The following is a 17,685-nucleotide window of genomic DNA, read 5'->3' as shown; positions in this document are numbered from 1 at the left end:
CTCACTCCTTCCCTATTCAGAAATTGTTACTACTTGTAAAATGTGATCGCAATCATCTAATTGATCCATCACATCATTTGGAATCTTCTCATCAGTCTCAATGACCATCATGGCTTCTTCTCCTGCTTCTCGCCTTGATACTTCCATGTGACCAATATTAATCTTATACTCTGCTAAAACATTTGTGACGGATGCAATAGCACCAAATCGGTCATTATGCATCACCAATATCGCTGGTGAGCTGCCGGATAAACGTAATTCAAAACCGTTTAATTCCGTAATCTCTGCTTTGCCCCCACCAATTGAAATACCGACTAACTCGAAGGTGCTTTCTTGATCACCCAATTCAATCCGAGCTGTATTCGGATGTTCTGACGAGCCATCTTCTTCAATGATTTCTATGTCAACGTTTTCATCTTTAGCCAAGGCTCTAGCATCACGAATCCGTTCGTCATACGTATCAAAACCTAGTATTCCACCAATTAACGCTACGTCTGTTCCGTGACCCTGATACGTTTTAGCAAACGAACCATATAAATGGATTTTAGCCCAATCTGGTTTACGACCAAATAATTCTCGTGCCATTTTACCGATCCGAGCAGCACCTGCTGTATGCGAACTCGATGGACCAATCATGACAGGTCCAATAACATCGAAAACCGATCTGAATTTCATGCTTGGCACTCTCCTTTTCCCTTTTCCGTTATACTTCTATTCTATCGTTATTTGTCCGAAATTCCAACCGTTATTCTCTTTGGATACCCTGATTCAGTTGATATTTTAATATACAGTGCTTATAATATTGTTTGGGTTTTACAACCTGGGAGGGTGAGGGCTCACAAAAAAAGAAGGAGTCAACATGAATAATTGGCCAAATAAAAATTGGTTAAATGAAATCATCGCTGGCCTCATTGGTTATTTAACGACTGTTTACATTGTCGTGGTTAACAGCTCCATCCTAAGTGATGCCGGCATTAATCGTGAAGATGCTATGATTGCGACGATTTTAGCCAGTGCCATCGGCTGTTTACTTGTCGGTATTTGGGCTCGAGTTCCAATTATCATCATACCCGGAATGGGCGTGAATGCATTATTCGCTTACTCAATTGTTGAACAATATCAATTCACTTATGAACAAGGATTGGGTGTTGTCGTTGTTTCTGGTTTGATTTTTCTTCTCACAGCTATTACACCACTGGGTGAAGCATTTAAACAAGCTATACCAGATGCTTTAAAGCATGGCATCACCATTGGACTCGGCTTATTTCTAGTCCTAATTGGTTTGGAAAACGGTGGTTTAATTGTAAGTGGTGAACATTCGATTATTTCACTCGGTGACTTTTCTTCACCGTCTGTAATCGTTAGTTTATTGTCTCTACTTGTTGGTGTCATATTGTTTGTGAAGAATGTACCAGCTAACTTTTTACTAACAATGGTCATTGGTACTGGTATTGCATATGTATTTGGCACTTTGGATACAGAACAGACATCCATCACTGCAGAAAATATTGCAAACTTCCTTGTCTTGCCAACTTTTGGACATATGGTAGATTTCACATTCTGGATAGCTGTCTTACCTTTAGCTATAGTACTCATCTTTGAGAGCATGGGATTATTACATGGCCAACTCGATATGATTGATCGTCATGAATCATTTCACCGTGCTAACAAAAGTAGTGCTATCACAGCTATGTTGAGTGGATTCCTAGGAACTTCACCTACGATCCCAGCCGCTGAAACAGCTGCTGTGACTGCAGCCAAAGGACGAACAGGTTTAGCGAGTATTGTAATTGGATTATTGTTCTTATCAACGTTCTTTCTAATCCCTTATATCTCGCTCGTACCAGCGAATGCAATCAGTCCCATCTTAATCATTGTTGGTGTCTTGATGATGCAATCAATCAAACACATTAATATTGATGATATGACTGAGGCATTCCCAACATTTTTAATTATGTTTATGATTCCGTTCACGTACAGTATTGCTGACGGGATGGCATTTGGTTTTATCGCTTACCCGATTGTCAAAATCGTCTCAGGGCGTAAACAAGAATTAAAACCACTCATGATTTTAATTTCAATATTATTCTTAATTGAATTTATTTTAAAAGGGATTATGTAAGAAAAAAGCTGTTTTAAGTTGATTTTATTCGCAACTTAAAACAGCTTTTTAATTATTGACTCCGTTAAAGTCCGTTGTTGAAATTGCGATCCGCTCTCGGTGGACGCTTTCCGCGGGCACGGCTCGAGCCTCCTCGGCAACTAAAGGAACTTCGGCTAAGTTCCGGACGTCCTGTCCGAACGCCGAAGTGACCCACATCCTGTGGGCCTCTGGGGGTCTCGAGACACGTGCTGTTCCCGTGACGACCCGGACGGTCTAATGTCGACGTTGGTCACAGGACGTGACCGCTTTTAGTCGACCAGGAGTCGCCACCTTCGCTTCTCACAATTCAACAACTCCGTGCTTAACTATTCAAATCAACACTAAATCTAACAGAGCGTAATTTATAAATCAATATCATTTTCTATATTATTCGACAGATAAAATATATGAATAAATAGGTTGCTGACCTTTATGCACTTCAACTTCTATTTCTTCAAAATGTTCTTCAATATATTCTTCCATACGTTGAACTTCTTCATCTGTTCCTTCTTCGCCTTGTAAAATCGTCACAATCTCGTCTTCTTCATCATTTATAAGATTATTTAATAGTTCAAAAATCGCTTCGAGTTTGTCACGATTAACAGCACTTATTGATCCATCGATAATACCCATGAAGTTACCTTCTTGAATCTCACGACCATCAATTTGTGTATCTCGTACAGCATATGTTAGTTGCCCTGTTTTAACATGTTGCATAGCTTCACTCATCGACGTCACATTATCATCGATTGTTGCTTCTAAGTTCAACGCTAGCATGGCACTCATACCTTGAGGGACCGTTTTAGTCGGTACCACATGAACTTCAGATTCAACTAATTCATTAACTTGTTCAGCTGCCATGACAATGTTTTTATTATTAGGTAAAACAAGTACTTTCTCAGCATTAGCTTGTTCAACAGCTGTCGCGATGTCCTGCGTACTAGGGTTCATCGTTTGACCACCCTCGATCACAACCGTCGCTCCTAAACTTTCAAACATTTCCTTAATTCCTTGGCCCATGCCAACGGTAACAACTGCTAATGGTTGTTTTGGTGAATTCTTTTGTTCTTTAGGTTGTTCACCCACGATTGACGTATGTTGTTCACGCATGTTTTCGATTTTAATATTAATTAAGCTTCCATATTTTTGGGCAAGGTTCATAACCTTACCTGGATGCTCTGCGTGAATATGTACTTTAACGACTTCATCATCAGCAACAACAAGTAAAGAATCGCCATATTCACTTAATTCATGACGGTAGGCATCTTCATCAAAAGGATTATTTTGCAATTTATCCTCTTCAAACTTTACCATAAATTCTGTACAGTAACCGAATTCAATATCTTCAGTTTCCATAAAATCTTGATGCATTTTATGATGTTCAGCACTAACCATATCATCAAGGGATGGATGAGACTGTGTTTCAGGGACTTCTTCACCTTTAAGCGAGGCTAGAAATCCTTCATAAACTGTTACTAATCCTTGTCCACCACTATCAACAACGCCAACTTCTTTTAACACTGGTAATAATTCAGGTGTACGTTCAAGTGAAGCTTTAGCTTCATCCAATACAGCTGTGAAAAATTCAACCAGATCTTGATCGTCATTAGCAATGTTCTTAGCTTGATTAGCAGCGTCTTTTGCCACAGTTAAAAGCGTTCCTTCAACTGGTTTCATAACGGCTTTATATGCGGTTTCAACCCCTGATTCTAAAGCATCAGCTAAGTCTTTAACTGTTAAGGTTTCTTTCTCTTTAACACTCTTAGAAAAACCACGGAATAACTGAGATAAAATAACACCTGAATTACCACGTGCTCCCATTAGAAGGCCTTTAGCCAAAGAATTAGCCACTTCTCCAATATGATCAGAAGTCACTTTTTCTACCTCTGATGCACCCGAAGTCATCGTTAAATTCATATTTGTTCCGGTATCTCCATCAGGGACCGGAAATACGTTTAATGAGTCAATCATTTGTGATTGGTTTGATAAGTGGTTCGCTCCTAATAAAACCATCTGAGCGAACTGCTCACCTGTTAATGTATGATTTGACACAACATTTCCTCCTTCATCCACAACAATCATCTAAGTCGTTACGCGAACGCCATGAATATAAATATTGACTGATACGACGTCTAATCCAACCATTCGTTTTAAAGCATATTTAACCTGGTTTTGGACGTTATGAGCAACTTCTGAAACTTTCGTACCGTAGCTAACGATAATATACATATCAATATTTAGTTTGTCATCTTCTTGACGTACGACAACACCTTTAGTGAAATTTTCTTTACCTAAAATCTCTGATAAGCCGTCTTTTAATTGCTTTTTAGAAGCCATACCAACTATACCATAGCATTCCATTGCGGCGCCACCAGCAATTGTCGAGACAACTTCATTCGTGATCGATACTTGTCCATATTCATTATTAAATTCGATTGACATAACCATCCTCCTTGGTTGATGACGATAACTAACGTTATTTTACTATATAAGGTTTAATTTTAAAAGCTTTGTTACCCCTTTCAATCTGTCAAGTATATAAACTTGATAAGGTAAAATTCCATCGTTGAAATCAGCTCGACCATATGATAAAGTATATAAAGTGATAGAAAGAGAAGTAGGAGGGATTTTAAATGGCTCGTAAATGCAAAATTACCGGACGCAAAACGTCAACTGGTAATCACCGTTCACACGCAATGAATGCCAATAAACGTAAATGGAAATCAAACGTTCAAAAAGTACGTATCATGGTAGACGGTAAACCACAAAAGGTTTATGTTTCAGCACGTGCTTTGAAATCTGGTAAAGTTCAGCGTGTATAATGTTAATCAATAAAAAACTCGCTTACAATCACGCATTGTAAGCGAGTTTTTTTGTTAATCCTTCTTCACTAACCCTAACATTGATTTGACAAGGCCACCTAAAAATCTGGGTAATTTAATCGTATGAAACGTCATCTTCCCCCTCCTATACCTAACGCTTCTTATTGATCACGGCTCTTTATCACTATTAATATGCCACGAGTAAAAAAATAAGTACCGATTTTTTCATTCCATTCATTGGATACAGTCAAAGAGGAGCCACTTTTAATGGAATAGCTGTCTAATGGATATTTAAAACCGTCTAATGTTAAATTTTCAACGGTTTCTGTTAATGCAAGAAAAGAGATATAAGGAAATGTATGATCTCGATTAATAGTATATGTCCCTGGTTTTTTTAGTGTTATTTCATTTTGTTTATCACACAACCACGCATCGATTTGATGGGGTATAAAAGATTGAAGTAACATTAAATTAACCCATTCATGGTCTCTTCTTCCGCCCATGGCACCGAAAATTAAGACTTGATCAGGATTCAGTGAAATCGCTAAATTTATGGCTATCTCTAAATCTGTATCATCTTTCTCAGATGGATGAATTCGAACATCATGACACACATCTTGAATACCGGCCAATTCTTCAGAAGTTACAGAATCGAAATCGCCCACTGCATAGTCAAATTCATTTAATGATTGACTTAGAATTTTAGCTCCTGAATCGACTCCAATCCAAGTCGTAATCGATGGGTATTGTTGAAATGATGGTATATCAACTGGTGGTCCACCAGCGACTATTGCCACTTTTTCCATGGCAGGATCCTCCTAAACTTATTTATAACTAGATCGAATAGCTTCTATTGCTGCTTTGCGATCATCATATTTGAAAACAGCACTACCAGCGACTAATACGTCAGCTCCAGCTTCAACACATGTTTTAGCTGTTTCTGGTTTAACGCCACCATCGACTTCAATTTCATAGTCAAAACCGTAATCTGATTTAAGTTGAGCTAGCTCTTCTATTTTACCAACAGTCGAATCAATAAATGATTGACCACCAAAACCGGGATTTACTGTCATCACTAACACTAAATCAACGTCTTGCAAAATCGGTTCAATCGATGACACAGGTGTCGCTGGATTAATGACGACCCCAGGTTTTACATCATGCTGTTTAATTTGTTGAATGACTCGGTGTAAATGAGGGCATGCTTCTTCATGTACAGAAATGATGTCAGCTCCTGCTTCAGCAAAAGCATCAACGTACTGATCTGGATTTTCAATCATAAGATGAACATCCAATGGTAATTCTGTTACTGGACGAATCGCTTCTACAATCATAGGACCAATTGTTATATTAGGTACAAAATGACCATCCATAACATCGACATGAATATAATCCGCCTGACCTTCTACTGATTCGATTTCATCTTTTAATGTTGCAAAATTAGCAGATAAAATAGATGGAGCAACCTTCGTCATATTTAATACCTCGACTTTCTTTGATTGATTTCTTCAAAAAACTGTTGATAGTGGTGATAACGAAATTTTTCAATATCACCTTCAGTTACAGCTTGTTTCACTGCACATTTCGGCTCGTTAATATGGTAGCACCCTCGAAACTTACAGGCATCTTCATAATTCAGAAATTCAGGAAAACAGTGACGTAAATCCTCAAGCGATAACTCATCAAAATCCAACGCACTGAAACCTGGTGTATCAGCCACCAACCCACCACCTAATGAATAAAGCTCTACATGACGTGTCGTGTGTTTCCCTCGACCAAGACTTTGAGAAATATCATTTGTTTCAATGTTTAATGAGTCATCCATTTGATTTAATAATGTTGATTTTCCTACACCAGATTGACCAGCAAAAACAGACGTTTTATTGCTTAGATAAGGTTTAAGTTGGTCGGTTAATTTAACTGGTTCATTAGACGTTTGCACAATCGGATAACCAATTTGTTCATAGGCTTGACGGTAATATTCGATTGTTTGTCGATGATCATCTGTTAATAAATCGTCCTTTGTGAAAATGATCACGGTATCTAGTTGTTTATGTTCAATCAACATTAAAAATCGATCTAGCAATAATGGATTAAAATCAGGTTCAACTGTTGATGTAACAACAATAGCTTGGTCGACATTCGCAATAGGTGGACGGACTAATTCATGGTGGCGTTTCTCTATATCGGTAATGGTACCTGTTCCGTCCTCTTCTAATGTGATATCGACATCATCACCAACTAATGGGGTGATTTTTTGTTTACGAAATAATCCACGTCCTTTACAACGATACACTTGACCATCAACCATCACATCATAAAATCCGCTTAATGCTCTCATTATTTTGCCTTGAACCATTTACTCACTCTCTCCTGAATCATATGGGATTGTTTCTTGATAAACTTGCTCTTCCTCTTTAATAACCAATACTTCACCTGTTGAATCTGGCGCAATTGTTAAATCTACTTCATACGTTGTGTCTTCACGTATGACATCTTCTTCATAAATATCTTCTATACTATTGTCTTGGTCTTCGATATAAATACTGACTTCTTGACCTTGGGGCTCTTCATTTTCTTGATTTGACTGATTAGCTTGGTCACCATTGTTGGATGAACCTTCTCCGTTATTATTTTGATTATTCTCAGTTTGTGAACCATCATATTCAACTGTGAATGATACGGTTTCAGTAATAGGTTGTGGTTCTGGGCCTTCCGACACGAAAACTTTCACCTCATCGCCTTCTTCTAGCTCGCTTTCAGGGCTTGGCTCTTGACGAATGATACGCCCCTCTGAAAACTCTTCTGAGTGCTCTTCTTCAGTTAATAATGTTAGATTATGCTCTCCAGCGTAATCTTGAACTTCATCTAATGTCCAATTCGTAAACGATGGAATTTCTGTCGATGGCGGTCCTTGACTAATATCAAAAATAACTCGTGTCTCTTCCGGAATGATCTCTTGTCCTGGTTCGGGCTGAATTTGATTGATGATCTGGCCCTCTGGTTGTTCCGACGTTTGTTCGTAGTGAATAACTTCTTGGTAACCATTCGCTTCTAAATAACGTTTCACATCATTAAATTCATCCCCTACATAATCTGGGAATTCTAATTTTTCCTGACCGAGACTGGTGTAAAGTGTTACGGTCGAACCTTCCTTAACCGTTGAGTCCGCATTAGGCTCAGAACGAACAACTAAACCTTCATCTATTTCTTCAGAAAAAACTGATTCTCGCTCGACATCCAAATCTAAATTTGATAGTTCTGTGACTGCATCTTCATAGGTCGTTTCTTTTACATCTGGAATAGTAACATCCTTAGGCATAAATAGACCCGGTAAAACAAATAATGCGAGTACAATAGCTGCAATCACAATAAATAATCCTACTGTTATCCATATACCCCATTTTTTCGAGCGTTTATCAGAACCATTTTGTTTGCCAGGTACAATCGTTTCAGATTGATTACTATTAGCTACTGAATGAGTACTCTGTTCTTCATTAATAGCCGGAATAGCCTTGGTATCTTCACCTTCTTCAACAGGTGGAACATACCTTGCTTCGTTAAGTCTTGATGGATCAAAGACAGTTTCTAAGCTCTGTCTTAACTCTTCTACTGTTTCATATCGCTCTAATGGATTTTTGACGGTTGATTTTAATACAACATTTTCTAAACTTTGAGGGATATTCGGGTTAAAACTTCGAACAAATGGTGGTTCCGTTTGCATATGTTTTAAAGCAATCGATACTGCTGATTCTCCTGAAAACGGAAGCCTTCCAGTTAGCAACTCATATAAAACAATACCTAATGAATAGATGTCAGATTTATTGGTTGCTAAACCACCTCGTGCTTGTTCTGGTGATAAGTAATGGACAGAACCCATAACATCATTGGTTTTAGTTAATGAAGTCGTGCTTAAAGCGCGAGCGATTCCGAAATCCGTAATTTTTATATGTCCCGACTGATCAATTAGTATATTCTGTGGCTTAATATCACGGTGGACAATGCCATTTTGGTGGGCATGTTCCACGGCATTTGTAAGTTGAAGCATGATATGCACAGATTCTTCCATTGGAACATGGCCTTGTGATTGAATATATTGTTTTAATGTCATGCCATCAATATATTCCATCACCATATAGTGAATATCGTCTTCCTGCCCTACATCATATATGCTAACAATATGTTCGTTAGATAAACTAATTGCCGCTTCAGCTTCACGATTGAAACGCTCGATAAACTCTTGGTTGTCAGCATATTCAAGTCTTAAGATCTTAATGGCGACTTCACGGTTTAGAATTAAATCTTGGCCTAAATAAACATTAGCCATACCACCGCCGCCTATGTATTGAATAATTTGATATCGATCATTTAATACATTGCCTAAGACCACGTTGAATCACCCGACTCATTAAACGATAGCTCAACTAATATTGCTGTAATATTATCTTCGCCACCGAGTTCATTTGCTCGTGCAATTAATTGTTCTACACCATCATCAATCGTCTCACTGGTCTGAACAATGTGTAGTAACTCATCATTTGAAAGCTTATTTGTTAAGCCATCTGTACAAAGTAAAGAATAAACAGGGCTCTGAGCAGGATAACTTATAATATCTACGATAATTTCTTCAGCTGTTCCTAAGGCTCGTGTTAGGATATTTTTTTTAGGATGGCTTTCAGCTTCTTCTTCCGTAATATGACCTTGATGCACTAATTCATTAACGAAAGAATGATCTTGAGTCTTCTGTTCAATCGTGTTAGGTGTGATTTGATATAGACGGCTATCACCAACATTAGCAACAACTATTGTCTGACCAATAAATGCTGCAGCAACAAGCGTCGTTCCCATTCCAGAACATTCTAAATCACTAGCAGCATGATCGACTAATACATCATTAACTTCCTGCACGACCGTATCAAGCCACACCTCTAACTCTTGAACATCATAGAAGGGCTCAGTATCTTCCCAGTAAGATTGCATATGTTTAGTTGCCATACGACTGGCAACATCACCTGCTTGATGTCCACCCATTCCATCAGCAACAACAGCTAATAATTGTTCCCCTTGATTATAAAATAAACCACCACTATCTTCATTCGCCTGTCTTACTTTACCTTTATCTGATTTAAACACTGCATGCATAGGTGTATTGCACCTCATTTCACTTCAAATTACTTTTAAAACGTAAACGCGTGATAAAAAATCCGTCTGCCGCAAAGTCATGCGGAAACAACTGTAATCCAAACTCACTTAAGCCTGATAATGACTGACAAGCCTCAGGAAGTTCCTCGAAGAAACTCGGATCCACTTCTAATTGAGGGACTCGTTCTAATAACGCCTTGATTTGATGTTCATTTTCCTCTTGATCCACCGTACAAGTACTATAGACAAATTGACCATCTTCTTTTAGTAACGGCATAAGTGCATCAAGAAGTTGTCGTTGTACATCAGCTAATTCTGATATATTTTCTTCAGATTTTTGATACTTAATATCTGGTTTACTTCTTAAAACACCTAGGCCTGTACATGGTGCATCAAGTAAAATACGATCAAATGACCCATGATCGTGTTGTTCATTCAAATGACGACTATCCATAGGTGTTGTGATGATGTTATTTAACCCTAATGTTTCAGCCTTGTCATTTATGAGTTTAATTTTAGATTCGTGTAAGTCATAAGCATATAGTGTTCCTTCTCCTGCCATCTTTTCAGCCATATGCGTTGCCTTACCACCAGGTGCACTACAAGCATCAAGTACGGACATTTCAGAAGACGGGTCCACCATTTCTGAAACGAGCATAGAGGTTTCATCTTGAATGGTTAACTGATCAGGAAAGAGACTGCTTTCTAACACATTTCCTTCTGTTATCACTAATCCTTGTGAGGATAAACGAGATGGCATGGTTTTGATTCCTTCTTGTTCTAAATGTGATATGGCTTCATCTCGCTCGATTCTTAATGGTTGAACTCGCATTGACACACGTTTTGATTCAATATTGGATTCACACATTTTTCTCGTTGTCTCAAAACCGTATTGTTCAACCCATCGCTTCACCATCCATGTTGGGTGACTGGTACTGACTGCAAGTTTTTTTATCGGGTCGTCAATAGAATCAAGTGACGGTATTCCTTCGCGTTGCACTTGGCGTAAAACACCATTAACGAATCCGCTAATCCCTTTATGACCTCGCTTTTTGGCAATCGTAACCGCTTCATTAATGACGGCATGGTCAGGAATTCGGGATAAATAAATCGTTTGATAAAGAGACATTCTAAGTAAGATTCTCACCCATGGATCGAGCTTTTTCTTACCAACGAAATGTTTTAAATAATAGTCTAGTGTCATTTGTCGCTGTAACGTGCCATAAACCATTTCAGTTAATAACCCACGGTCTTCTCGTTTTAAATCGTGTTTTGAGATAGTCTGATTAATCAAAATATGACTAAAACTACCGTCTTGATTCACTCGTTCTAGTAAATTTAATGCGATTTCGCGTACTGTCTTCGTCTCTGCCATCCTATCACCCTAATTGATCGCCAACAGTAAAGAAGTCAGCTGAACCTCTTAGAAAGTCGACCGTTTTCATGCGTTTCTTACCTGCTGGTTGAATTTCAGTTAATCTAAGTATACCACCATCACCCGTTGCAATATCGACACCTTCATCAACGTCTACGGAAACTATGCTGCCTGGTTTTTGATTCGTTTTATCTTGCACCTTCTCAGCAGCCCACACTTTAATTGATTGATCGTGGTATGTCGTAAATGCAACTGGCCATGGATTTAAGCCTCGGACTTGATTGTATATATTCTGTTGTGTATCTGAGAAATCGATACGTTCAACATCACGTGTGATATTTGGTGCATAAGTTGCTTCTTCGTGGTTTTGTTCGGTCGGTTCAATAGACCCTTCAAATAGTTGTGGGATTGTTCGCATCAATAATTGGCTACCTACTTCGGCCAATCGATCATGTAAATCAGCGACAGTATCATCGTCATGAATAGCAACTTTTTCTTGCGATAACATTGCCCCTGCATCCAATGCTTTCACCATGTACATAATGGTAATACCTGTCTCTTTTTCACCATTTAAAATAGCGTAATGAATAGGAGCACCACCTCGTAATTTTGGTAATAGTGACGCATGGACATTAATACAGCCAAATGGAGGACTTTCTAATAATGGTTCGGGTAGGATTTGCCCATAAGCAGCTGTGACAATTAAGTCAGGATGATAATCAAGAATCGTTTGATAATCATGCTTAATTTTTTCAGGTTGTAATACTGGAATTTCATGTGATTGAGCAAACGCTTTAACTGGTGATGGCGTTAACTTTTTCTTTCTTCCTTTGGGACGGTCAGGTTGTGTGACTACTGCCACCACATCATAACTAGATTCGATTAGTTGTTCTAATACTGGAACACTGAAATCAGGTGTCCCCATAAATACAATTCGTTTCGTCATAGCAAACTCCTTTATCTATGCTATTGATTACATAAAATTATACGGTTCAAAATCAACCGTTAGTTGCAAATCATCTTGATTCATTTCTTTTTGAAAATGATTGAGAACATTTGATAACGCTGCCTCAACATCTTCTCGCTCTCTATATTTTATCATGCATTGATATCGATAGCGATCTTTAATCCTTAACATTGGTGATTGTGTTGGGCCTAACATTTGTGTCGTATCACCTAAATCACGAGCAAGGATCTGAGCCACTCGTTTTGAAGCATCGACTGCTTTTACGTGATTGGTATGAGATAGATTAATTAAAACTAAATAATAGTATGGTGGATATCCAAATCGTTTACGCACTTGCATCTCACGTAAATAAAATGCTTGATAATCATAATCTGCTGCCATTTCAACTGTATAATGTTCTGGTGTATAAGTTTGTACAACAACTTCGCCTGTTAATTCATGTCGCCCTGCACGACCACTTACTTGAGTTAATAATTGAAATGACTTTTCCGCAGCACGGAAATCTGGCAAATGAAGTAATGCATCAGCTGCAATCACACCGACAAGTGTTACGTTTTCAAAATCCAACCCTTTAGCAATCATTTGCGTGCCAAGCAATATATCTGCTTCCTGATTAGCAAACTGATTTAATAAGCGTTCATGTGCACCTTTGCGACTAGTTGTATCGACATCCATACGAATAATACGAGCGTGCTGAAACTGTTCTTGCAAGGCCTCTTCGACTTTTTGAGTTCCTGTTCCAAAAAAACGAATGGCATCACTTTCGCAACTCGGGCAGGTATTTGGCATGGGCCGTTCATCGCTACAATAATGACATTTCAGCTTGTTTTGGGTTCTGTGATAAGTCATGGAAATATCACAATGCTCACATTGGATCGTCTCACCACATTCTCGGCACATCACAAACGTAGCGTACCCTCGTCGATTAAGTAATAGAACGACTTGTTCCCCGCGTTCGATTCTTTCATTGATTTTATCAACTAGGGTATCAGAAAACATCGTGCGGTTCCCTTTAGCCAGTTCTTCGCGCATATCGACTATATCCATTTCTGGCATAGCTTGCTTATTCACGCGTTCTGTCAACTCCAGTAGACGGTACACACCTTTTTGTGCCCTTGCATAACTTTCTAATGTGGGAGTTGCACTTCCCAAGATAACTGGGCATTGATGAAATTCACCACGATATTTTGCTACTTCACGTGCATGATATTTAGGATAGTCCTCTTGTTTATACGTGTTTTCATGCTCCTCATCAATAATGATGATTCCTAGGTTATCGAAAGGGGCAAATATAGCGGACCTTGCACCTACTACTACTTTAACTTCTCTTCGATGAATTTTTCGCCATTCATCGTATTTCTCACCAGTTGATAAGCCACTATGGAGCACCGCAACATCATCACCGAATCTCGACTTGAATCGTTCAACCATCTGAGGTGTTAGAGAAATTTCCGGAACAAGCACAATCGCTTCTTCCCCTTTGTTTAACACCGTTTCAATTGATTGTAAGTATATCTCGGTTTTCCCACTTCCCGTAATACCATGTAATAGGAAAACATCATGTTTGGTTTCGTGAATATTCGTTAGGACAGGGTCCATGACATTTTGCTGTTGCTCGGTTAAAGGTAAAGATTCTTTTGCTTCAAATGGTTGCGAATGAGGATCTCGATATATCTCTTTTTGAACAAGGTTTATTAGCCCTTTTTGTTCTAAAGATTTAACTGGACTTCTAGTGACACCTAAAGTCTCTTGCAATTGTTTTAATCGTACAGGTTGTTCTTGATTCAGTATCCATTCTAGTATATCGTGTTGTTTCTTAGCCTGATTGGAGAATTCAGCTAGCTTTTCTAGTGTGTCAGGCTCACTTAAAGCTAGTTCGGCATATGTATCCTTTTTTACTCGATTTTTCCCTTTAACAACATAATTAATTTCAATAATTCCGTCTTCGATGTGACGTCGAATCTGAGAATCAGGAATTTTAGCGTCAATTAAATCTTGAAAAGGAAATACTTCACGTCCTTGGGAAATAGCTTGCCAATTTTCTGGTAATAATGTTTCGTCTGTCTGTAACCAAACTTCCTTACTATATTTCGCTTTAAAAACAGCTGGTAACATAGCTTGTAAAGCAGAAATTCGAAAGCAAAGCGTTTCATGTTGTAACCATTTCGATAAATGGATTAACTCAGATGTCAGGATTGGTTTGTAATCCATCACTTGTTGGATGGGTTTTAAGTTTTCAAACTCACTCTTACTTGTTAGATCAACAACAAATCCCATAATTTGTCGTGGCCCAAACGGCACAATAACACGAATTCCAGGTTCTACGATTGTTTGTAAGTCTTCTGGAATTTGATAATCAAATAGAGCGTCAGTTGCAGATACTGGAACGTCAACAACTACCTTTGCGATGTTCACCCTTTTCACCTACATTTCTTTCGTTAAGATCGACCACAATTGTTGTGCAACTTTTTCTTTAGATTGAAGCGCAATTGATTGATGCTCACCTTTATTTGTTAGGACTTCAACAGCGTTCGTGTCCGTCTTAAACCCTTGTTCATCTTGGCTAATATCATTAACGACAATCGCATCTAAGTTCTTGCGGGCCATCTTATCGCGACCGTACGTGATAGGATCATCTGTTTCTGCTGCAAACCCTACTAGATATTGAGTTGTTTTCACTTCACCAAGGGCTTGTAAAATATCTCGTGTTCTTGTTAATTCAAGTGTTAAGTCACCTGATTGTTTCTTCATCTTACGGTCATGCTGATTGGTTGGCTTATAATCAGCAACAGCCGCAGCTTTAACTACAATATCTTGATTATTAAACCTGGACATGACCGCATCATACATTTCTTCTGCAGTCGTCACATCCACACGTTCAATATTAGGAGGCGTTTCCAGTTCAACTGGACCGCTGACTAATGTGACATTTGCACCTAATTCACGTGCTACTTTAGCAATGGCAAAACCCATCTTACCTGAAGAATGATTGGTAAAATAACGAACAGCATCTACTGCTTCAATTGTCGGTCCTGCTGTGACTAATACTTGTTTTCCAGCTAAGGGTTGATAAGCGTCTTGTTTTTCAGTTTGTTCTACCACATCGATAATGCGCTCTGGTTCTTCTAATCGGCCTTTACCTACGTAACCGCAAGCTAAATAACCATCACCTGGTTCAATAAAACGATAGCCGTATGCCTCAAGTGTCGTTAAGTTATGCTTAACAGCTGGATGGTCATACATATGAACATTCATCGCTGGCGCTACATAAACAGGGCTTGTCGTTGCGAGTAATGTTGTTGTTAACATATCATCTGCTAAACCATTGGCAACTCGCCCTAATAGATGTGCTGTTGCTGGAGCTAAAATGGTTAGGTCAGCCCAATCTGCTAAATCAATATGAGCGATTTTTTCGGGATTTTTTTCATCAAAGGCATCTGTGTAAACAGGATTTCGTGATAGAGCTTGAAATGTTAATGGATTAACAAATTCTGTAGCCCCTTCTGTCATGATTACCTTGACGTCATAACCACGCTGAACTAACTTGCTCGTCAGTGCACATGCTTTATACGCTGCAATGCCACCTGAAACTCCCAATAATACATGTTTTTGCTGTTCCATGGGTTTCGCCTCCATCTTTAACATGACGTTCAATTTCATTAATTTCAACTAAAATCTGTTAAAGCTTAGTATTGATTTTCAATTGATGTAGCACTGAGTTGTTGAATTGTGAGGAGCGAAGGTGGCGACTCCTGGTCGACTAAAAGCGGTCACGTCCTGTGACCAACGTCGACATTAGGCCGTCCAGGCCGTCACGGGAATATCACGTGTCTCGAGACCCCCAGAGGCCCACAGGATGTGGGTCACTTCGGCGTTTGTGATTGACGTCCGGTACTTAGCCGAAGTTCCTTTAATTTCCGAGGAGGCTCGAGCCGTGCCCGCGGAAAGCGTCCACCGAAAGCGGATCACAGTTCAACAACGGACTTTAACAAAGCTCTCTACTAAAAAAGAACAACCTGATCATAAGCAGGTTGTTCCTTGATTGGGTCATCATGTTTTGCGCTAGGTGGTGCATGGCTCAATGCCATCTCATCACCAACCTGCATACGCTAAGATACCTATTATTTATAGTCTTCAATCGTTAGCTTATCTTCGATGATTTCTTCTAATGCTTGACCAACATACTTCGGTGACTTATGGTCATCAAGCATATAATTCTGTTCATCATGCAATTCACGTGCACGACTTGAAGCTGCAATCACTATTGCATATTTTGAGTCAATCTTTTCTAATAAGTTGTCTACTGACGGCTCTAAAATCATAGATCAACACTCCCTAAAGCTTTTTTATATTGTGAAGCGATGCGCTCTCGCTTACAGTGTTCACTTTCAACAATGGATTCAATACGTCTAACTGCAGAATTAATATCATCATTCACGACTACATAATCGTATGCATCCATCATTTCAATTTCTTTTTTCGCTTCATATAATCGATTACTGACAATTGATTGATCTTCAGTGCCTCGATTAATGATGCGATTTTTCAATTCTTCTAAACTTGGTGGGAATAAAAAGATAAACACACCTTCTGGGAAGTTTTCTTTAACTTGCAAAGCACCTTTGACCTCTATTTCTAAAAACACATCACGTCCTTGGGCTAGTGTCTCTTCAACATATGTCTTAGGTGTTCCATAATAATTCCCCACATACTCAGCATACTCAATTAATTGGTTATGTTCAATCATCTTTTTTACTTCTTCTTTCGTTTTAAAGAAGTAATCGACGCCATCTTCTTCGCCTTCGCGAGGGTTGCGCGTCGTAACGGAAATTGAGTAAGCTAATGCTGGATCTTGATCGAAAAGGGCTTTTCGAACCGTTCCTTTCCCGACACCAGAGGGGCCAGAAAGGATAAACAGAATTCCTTTTTCATCTTTCACAAAACTTCCTCCTAGTTGTCGATGTTCATATCTTCATTAACGACACGTTGTCCAACTGTTTCCGGTTGCACAGCAGATAAAATAACGTGGTCACTATCAGTTACGATTACAGCACGTGTACGTCTTCCATATGTAGCATCTACTAACTTATTACTATCACGTGCAACAGTAATAATTCGTTTAATCGGGGCTGATTCGGGTGATACAATCGAGATAATGCGATTGGCAGACACAACATTACCAAACCCGATATTAATTAATTTCAAATTCATTATTGTCTCCCCTAACTTATTTCTT

The 17,685-nt window shown here is 38.8% G+C and carries 18 protein-coding genes; 2 read left to right on the top strand and 16 right to left on the bottom strand.

Translation table 11 applies throughout. The features are described from left to right. Positions 1 to 12 precede the first annotated feature (12 nt). Positions 13 to 675, bottom strand: coding sequence for an L-serine ammonia-lyase, iron-sulfur-dependent subunit beta (gene sdaAB, locus FHR85_RS00565; protein ID WP_167259981.1), 663 nt, complete (start codon positions 673 to 675; stop codon positions 13 to 15). 184 nt (positions 676 to 859) lie between these two features. Between sdaAB and FHR85_RS00560 the strand changes: the two genes are divergently transcribed. Beyond that, positions 860 to 2,122 carry an NCS2 family permease gene (locus FHR85_RS00560; RefSeq protein ID WP_167259979.1) on the top strand — a complete coding sequence of 421 codons (1,263 nt, stop codon included), beginning with the start codon at positions 860 to 862 and terminating at the stop codon, positions 2,120 to 2,122. A 408-nt stretch (positions 2,123 to 2,530) separates the two neighbouring features. Here the strand turns inward: FHR85_RS00560 and FHR85_RS00555 are convergent, their stop codons facing one another. Together FHR85_RS00555 and FHR85_RS00550 are read right to left on the bottom strand one after the other, a co-directional pair. After that, entirely contained in the window at positions 2,531 to 4,195 is a 1,665-nt protein-coding gene (locus tag FHR85_RS00555) for a DAK2 domain-containing protein (protein WP_341770910.1), read from the bottom strand. Between the two features lie 30 nt (positions 4,196 to 4,225). Beyond that, positions 4,226 to 4,585, bottom strand: a complete 360-nt coding sequence (locus tag FHR85_RS00550; RefSeq protein WP_167259975.1) for an Asp23/Gls24 family envelope stress response protein — start codon at positions 4,583 to 4,585, stop codon at positions 4,226 to 4,228. 191 nt (positions 4,586 to 4,776) lie between these two features. Here FHR85_RS00550 and rpmB point away from each other — a divergent pair, with 191 nt between their 5' ends. Continuing rightward, positions 4,777 to 4,965, top strand: a complete 189-nt coding sequence (gene rpmB / locus FHR85_RS00545; protein WP_167259973.1) for a 50S ribosomal protein L28 — start codon at positions 4,777 to 4,779, stop codon at positions 4,963 to 4,965. Positions 4,966 to 5,019: 54 nt separating this feature from the next. Here rpmB and spoVM read toward each other — a convergent pair whose 3' ends face one another. From spoVM to remA, 13 genes are all read right to left on the bottom strand, one after another. Beyond that, positions 5,020 to 5,100 carry a stage V sporulation protein SpoVM gene (gene spoVM / locus FHR85_RS14595; RefSeq protein WP_167260491.1) on the bottom strand — a complete coding sequence of 27 codons (81 nt, stop codon included), beginning with the start codon at positions 5,098 to 5,100 and terminating at the stop codon, positions 5,020 to 5,022. Positions 5,101 to 5,126: 26 nt separating this feature from the next. After that, on the bottom strand, positions 5,127 to 5,771 hold the full coding sequence (locus tag FHR85_RS00535; protein WP_167259971.1) for a thiamine diphosphokinase: 645 nt from the start codon (positions 5,769 to 5,771) through the stop codon (positions 5,127 to 5,129). An 18-nt stretch (positions 5,772 to 5,789) separates the two neighbouring features. Beyond that, the gene (gene rpe, locus FHR85_RS00530; RefSeq protein ID WP_167259969.1) at positions 5,790 to 6,440 is read right to left on the bottom strand and encodes a ribulose-phosphate 3-epimerase; all 651 of its coding nucleotides are present in this window, start codon (positions 6,438 to 6,440) and stop codon (positions 5,790 to 5,792) included. A gap of 2 nt (positions 6,441 to 6,442) precedes the next feature. After that, positions 6,443 to 7,324, bottom strand: a complete 882-nt coding sequence (gene rsgA / locus FHR85_RS00525) for a ribosome small subunit-dependent GTPase A (RefSeq protein WP_167259967.1) — start codon at positions 7,322 to 7,324, stop codon at positions 6,443 to 6,445. Beyond that, on the bottom strand, positions 7,325 to 9,355 hold the full coding sequence (gene pknB / locus FHR85_RS00520; RefSeq protein ID WP_167259965.1) for a Stk1 family PASTA domain-containing Ser/Thr kinase: 2,031 nt from the start codon (positions 9,353 to 9,355) through the stop codon (positions 7,325 to 7,327). Continuing rightward, positions 9,346 to 10,107, bottom strand: a complete 762-nt coding sequence (locus FHR85_RS00515) for a Stp1/IreP family PP2C-type Ser/Thr phosphatase (protein ID WP_167259963.1) — start codon at positions 10,105 to 10,107, stop codon at positions 9,346 to 9,348. Before FHR85_RS00515 ends, pknB begins: the two co-directional genes overlap by 10 nt. Positions 10,108 to 10,126: 19 nt before the next feature. Next, positions 10,127 to 11,482, bottom strand: coding sequence for a 16S rRNA (cytosine(967)-C(5))-methyltransferase RsmB (gene rsmB, locus FHR85_RS00510; protein ID WP_167259961.1), 1,356 nt, complete (start codon positions 11,480 to 11,482; stop codon positions 10,127 to 10,129). A 4-nt stretch (positions 11,483 to 11,486) separates the two neighbouring features. Beyond that, a complete protein-coding gene (gene fmt / locus FHR85_RS00505) occupies positions 11,487 to 12,428 on the bottom strand; it encodes a methionyl-tRNA formyltransferase (RefSeq protein WP_167259959.1) in 942 nt (313 codons plus the stop codon). A 27-nt stretch (positions 12,429 to 12,455) separates the two neighbouring features. Beyond that, the gene (priA, locus tag FHR85_RS00500; RefSeq protein WP_167259957.1) at positions 12,456 to 14,864 is read right to left on the bottom strand and encodes a primosomal protein N'; all 2,409 of its coding nucleotides are present in this window, start codon (positions 14,862 to 14,864) and stop codon (positions 12,456 to 12,458) included. 9 nt (positions 14,865 to 14,873) lie between these two features. After that, positions 14,874 to 16,070: a bifunctional phosphopantothenoylcysteine decarboxylase/phosphopantothenate--cysteine ligase CoaBC gene (gene coaBC, locus FHR85_RS00495; protein WP_167259956.1), complete on the bottom strand. Its 1,197-nt coding sequence runs from the start codon at positions 16,068 to 16,070 to the stop codon at positions 14,874 to 14,876. Between the two features lie 500 nt (positions 16,071 to 16,570). Then, positions 16,571 to 16,771 (bottom strand): DNA-directed RNA polymerase subunit omega, encoded by a 201-nt coding sequence (gene rpoZ / locus FHR85_RS00490; protein WP_167259953.1) that lies wholly within the window; start codon positions 16,769 to 16,771, stop codon positions 16,571 to 16,573. After that, positions 16,768 to 17,388, bottom strand: coding sequence for a guanylate kinase (gene gmk / locus FHR85_RS00485; RefSeq protein WP_167259951.1), 621 nt, complete (start codon positions 17,386 to 17,388; stop codon positions 16,768 to 16,770). The genes rpoZ and gmk overlap by 4 nt, the downstream gene beginning before the upstream one ends. A gap of 11 nt (positions 17,389 to 17,399) precedes the next feature. After that, entirely contained in the window at positions 17,400 to 17,660 is a 261-nt protein-coding gene (gene remA, locus FHR85_RS00480) for an extracellular matrix/biofilm regulator RemA (RefSeq protein WP_167259949.1), read from the bottom strand. Positions 17,661 to 17,685: the final 25 nt, after the last annotated feature.

The organism is Alkalibacillus almallahensis (assembly GCF_011761495.1).
Lineage (GTDB): Bacteria > Bacillota > Bacilli > Bacillales > Alkalibacillaceae > Alkalibacillus > Alkalibacillus almallahensis.
This window is presented reverse-complemented; position numbering and strand designations above follow the sequence as displayed.